Genomic DNA, 4,125 nt, shown 5'->3' with positions numbered 1-4,125 from the left:
CCGCGTTTCATCTGCAGGTCGATGGCCTTCTTCAGCGCCGGGCCCACGTCCTCGATGTGGTCGACCACGATGCTCTCGGCGCCCATGGCGCTGGCAATGGCTGCGAAGCTCTCGCTTTCCAGCTCGCCGGCCACGAAGCGGCGGTTGTAGAAGTCCACCTGGTTCTTCTTCTCGGCGCCCCACTGGCGGTTGTGGAAGACCACGGCCGTGACGGGAATGTCATGGCGCACGGCGGTCATGATCTCCACCATGCTCATGCCCCAGGCGCCGTCGCCGGCGTAGGCGATGGCCGGGCGGTCGGGCGCCGCGCACTTGGCACCGATGATGGTGGGCAGGGCATAGCCGCAGTTGCCGAAGCTCATGGGCGCGAAGAAGCTGCGCGGCTCGTCGAAGCGCAGGTAGCTGTTGGCCACGGAGTTGATGTTGCCGATGTCGGTGGAGACCATCACGCGCGGCGGCATGGCCTTTTCCAGCTCGCGCAGCACCTGGCGCGGGTGCAGGTACTTGCCGCCCGTGGGCGTGCGCTCGCCCTTGGCCTCTTCGATCATGTCCAGGCTGTAGGGGTCGCGCTCATGCGTCCACTCGTCCAGCTCCTTTTCCCAGGCCGCCTTCTCGGTGGCGATGGTGTCGGCGCGCGCGGCCTTGGTGGCGTCGCAGGCCAGGGTCTGGCCCTGCAGGCGGCGGCCCAGCTCGCGTGCCACGGCCTTGGCGTCGCCGTGGATGCCCACCGAGATCTTCTTGACCAGGCCCAGGTTGGTGTGGTCGGCCTCGACCTGGATGATCTTGGCGTTCTTGGGCCAGTAGTCCATGCCGTGCTGGGGCAGGGTGCCGAAGGGGCCCATGCGCGAGCCCAGCGCGATCACCACGTCGGCCTGGGCGATGAGCTTCATCGCGGCCTTGGAGCCCTGGTAGCCCAGCGGGCCGGCCCACAGCGGGTGCTTGGCGGGGAAGGCGTCATTGCGCAGATAGCCCGTGACCACGGGGGCGCCCAGGCGCTCGGCCAGCTGCCTGCACTCCTCGACCGCATCGCCCATGACCACGCCGCCGCCGGCCAGGATCACGGGGAACTTGGCCGTGGCCAGCAGTTCCGTGGCGGCCTGCAGGCTGTTTTCGCCGCCCGAGCCGCGTTCCACACGCATGGGCTTGGGGATTTCGCACTGCACTTCGCCATAGAAGTAGTCGCGCGGAATGTTCAGCTGGGTAGGGCCCATCTCGGAGATGGCGCGGTCAAAGCAGCGGGCCGTGAACTCGGCCATGCGCTTGGGGTTGCAGACATGGCCCTGGTACTTGGTGAACTCCTGGAACATGGGCAGCTGGTTGGCTTCCTGGAAGCCCCCCAGGCCCATGCCCATGGTGCCGGTCTCGGGCGTGATCATGACCACGGGGCTGTGGGCCCAGTAGGCGGCAGCAATGGCGGTCACGCAGTTGCTGATGCCGGGGCCGTTCTGGCCGATCACCACGCCGTGGCGGCCCGAGACGCGCGCATAGCCGTCGGCCATGTGGGCCGCGCCCTGCTCGTGCACCACGGGGATCAGGCGGATGCCGGCGGGCGCGAAGATGTCCATGGCATCCATGAAGGCCGAGCCCATGATGCCGAACATCTCCGTGACGCCGTTGGCCACGCAGGTCTCCACAAAGGCTTCGGAAGGGGTCATCTTCTGGACGCCTTCGACCACCGTACGATTGTTGGCTGCAGTCATGTTGTCTCCTTGAAAATGGAACTTTAAGTTCCGAAAAAAGAAATTACGGCGCAAGTCTAGGTGTGATTTCACCTGGATGTCAAACAAATTTCTTTTTTCGGAACAAATTGACTCGAAAAATTGAAAAACATATGATGGCCAACACCATGAACACCCGAGACCCTGTCCCTGCCCGTATCGATGGCGATACCCCCAACCTGCGGCTGTTCGCGCTGCTGGAGGCCATTGCGCAGAAGAACGAGCCCTTCACGCTGCAGACCATGGTCGAGGAGACAGGCCTGCCCAAGCCCACCATGCACCGCATGCTCCAGCAGCTCGAAGGCGCGGGCATCCTGCAGCGCGAGGGCAATGGCCGGCACTACGGCACGGGGCGGCGCCTGATGCGGCTGGCCGAAAGCGTGCTGCTCAACAACACCACGCATGGCGCGCGCCACGCGGTGCTGGCGCAACTGGTGCGCGACATCGGCGAGAGCTGCAACATCACCGCCTTCTCGGGCAGCGAAGTGCTCTACCTGGACCGGGTGGAAACGCCCGCGCCGCTGCGCTTTTATCTGCACCCGGGCTCGCGCGTGCCGGCCCATTGCTCGGCCACGGGCAAGCTGTTCCTGAGCCAGATGGCGCCCGCGCAGCGCAGGCGGCTGCTGTCGGCCGTGCCGCTGGAAGGCTTCACGGCCAATACGTTGACGGCCTTCGACGCGCTGGACGCCGAGCTGGACCAGGTGCGCGCCCAGGGCCATGCCTTCGACAACGAGGAATTCCTGCCCGGCCTGCTGTGCCTGGGCGTGCTCGTGCCCTCCATCCAGGGCGGCCCCTCCAACATGGGGCTGGCCGTGCAGGCGCCCATCATGCGTTTCCCGCGCGAACGTGCGCTGTCCTTTCTTCCCCAACTGCGCGCGGCGGCCGAGGCGATTGCGCGCATCAACGACGAAGTCCCCCCGGGAGCCCCTGACGATGACTGAGCTGACCCTGATGCATCCCACGCGCACGCTTGGCGTGCGCGAGACCTTCGGCCTGGACACCGACATGCAGGTGCCGGCCTTTGCCGAACGCAGCGAGCATGTGCCGGCCGTGGACCCGGCCTACCGCTTCAACCCGCAGGCCACGCTGGCCATCCTGGCGGGCTTTGCGCACAACCGGCGCGTGGTCATCCAGGGGCTGCACGGCACGGGCAAGTCCACCCATATCGAGCAGGTGGCGGCGCGGCTGAACTGGCCCTGCGTGCGCGTCAACCTCGACGGCCACATCAGCCGGCTGGACCTGGTGGGCAAGGACGCCATCGTGCTGCAGGAGGGCCGCCAGGTCACGCAGTTCCAGGAAGGCATCCTGCCCTGGGCGCTGCAGCGGCCCGTGGCCCTGGTCTTCGATGAATACGACGCGGGCCGGCCCGACGTGATGTTCGTCATCCAGCGCGTGCTCGAACGCGAGGGCAGCTTCACCCTGCTGGACCAAAAGCGCGTGCTCCAGCCGCATGCGCAGTTCCGCCTCTTCGCCACCATGAACACCCTGGGCCAGGGCAACCTCAGCGGCCTGTACCACGGCACGCAGATGCTCAACCACGCCCAGCTCGACCGCTGGAACCTGGTCACCAGCCTGGACTACCTGGCACCGGCCGAGGAAGCCGCCATCGTGCTGGCGCGCGTGCCGCAGTTGGCCACGCCGCAGGGGCGCGAGCAGGTGGCCGCCATGGTGGCGCTGGCCGCGCTCACGCGCAAGGGCTTTGCGGTGGGCGACCTGTCGCTGCTGATGTCGCCGCGCACCGTCATCACCTGGGCCGAGAACGCGCAGATCTTCCATGACCTGCGGCTGGCCTTCGAGCTGTCCTTCCTCAACAAGTGCGAACCGGCCGAGCGGGCCATCGTGGCCGAGTACTTCCAGCGCTGCTTCGGCCAGGAACTGGCGCTGCGCGACGAGCCCGCCCATGCCTGCTGAGGCATCCCCCTCGCTGGCGCGCATGGAGGCCTGGGGCGGCGCGCTGCTGCGCGCCATGGCGGGCGATGCCTCGCTGCAATGGAGCGGGCAGACGCTGTACCGGGGCACGGCGCCCGTGGTGCTGGCAGCGGCCCACCAGGTCGATGTGCCGGCCCGATTGGCCGACCAGCGCGGCCTGCTCGACGGCGCCAGCCTGCGCCTGCGCCTGAGCGATGCCGCGCTGCACGCACGCCACCTGCCCGGCGACCCGGTGGAGCGGCTGGTGTTCGAACTGCTGGAGCAGTTGCGCGTGGAAAGCCTGGCGCCCGAGGAATGGCCCGGCGCGCGCGCCAACCTGCATGCGCGCTTTGTGCACTGGAGCCAGGCCTTTGCCGATTCGGGCCTGACCGAAAGCAGCCTGGGCATCCTGCTGTTCACCGTGGCGCTGACCGCCTGGAGCCGCCTGAGCTGCCATGAGCCGCCCGATGCCCTGGCCGACCTGGCCGAGGCCACGCGG

At 67.7% G+C, this 4,125-nt stretch carries 3 protein-coding genes and 1 pseudogene; 3 read left to right on the top strand and 1 reads right to left on the bottom strand.

Features of this window, described 5'->3' with window-relative positions; translation table 11 throughout:
- On the bottom strand, positions 1-1,700 hold a 1,700-nt coding region (gene xsc / locus L995_RS12620; RefSeq protein ID WP_047472078.1), incomplete at its 3' end, for a sulfoacetaldehyde acetyltransferase.
- 131 nt (positions 1,701-1,831) lie between these two features.
- On the opposite strand from xsc, the gene L995_RS12615 reads away from it, so the two are divergent.
- The 3 genes and pseudogenes from L995_RS12615 to L995_RS12605 form a co-directional block, all read left to right on the top strand.
- On the top strand, positions 1,832-2,659 hold the full coding sequence (locus L995_RS12615; RefSeq protein WP_016450076.1) for an IclR family transcriptional regulator: 828 nt from the start codon (positions 1,832-1,834) through the stop codon (positions 2,657-2,659).
- Positions 2,652-3,629: an AAA family ATPase gene (locus L995_RS12610; RefSeq protein ID WP_013803829.1), complete on the top strand. Its 978-nt coding sequence runs from the start codon at positions 2,652-2,654 to the stop codon at positions 3,627-3,629. The genes L995_RS12615 and L995_RS12610 overlap by 8 nt, the downstream gene beginning before the upstream one ends.
- A pseudogene (locus L995_RS12605) lies at positions 3,619-4,125 on the top strand (cobaltochelatase CobT-related protein); the annotation flags it as partial. The gene L995_RS12610 and the pseudogene L995_RS12605, both read left to right, overlap by 11 nt.

It is taken from the genome of Delftia sp. ZNC0008, assembly GCF_000799035.1.
GTDB lineage: Bacteria > Pseudomonadota > Gammaproteobacteria > Burkholderiales > Burkholderiaceae_C > Comamonas > Comamonas tsuruhatensis.
This window is presented reverse-complemented; position numbering and strand designations above follow the sequence as displayed.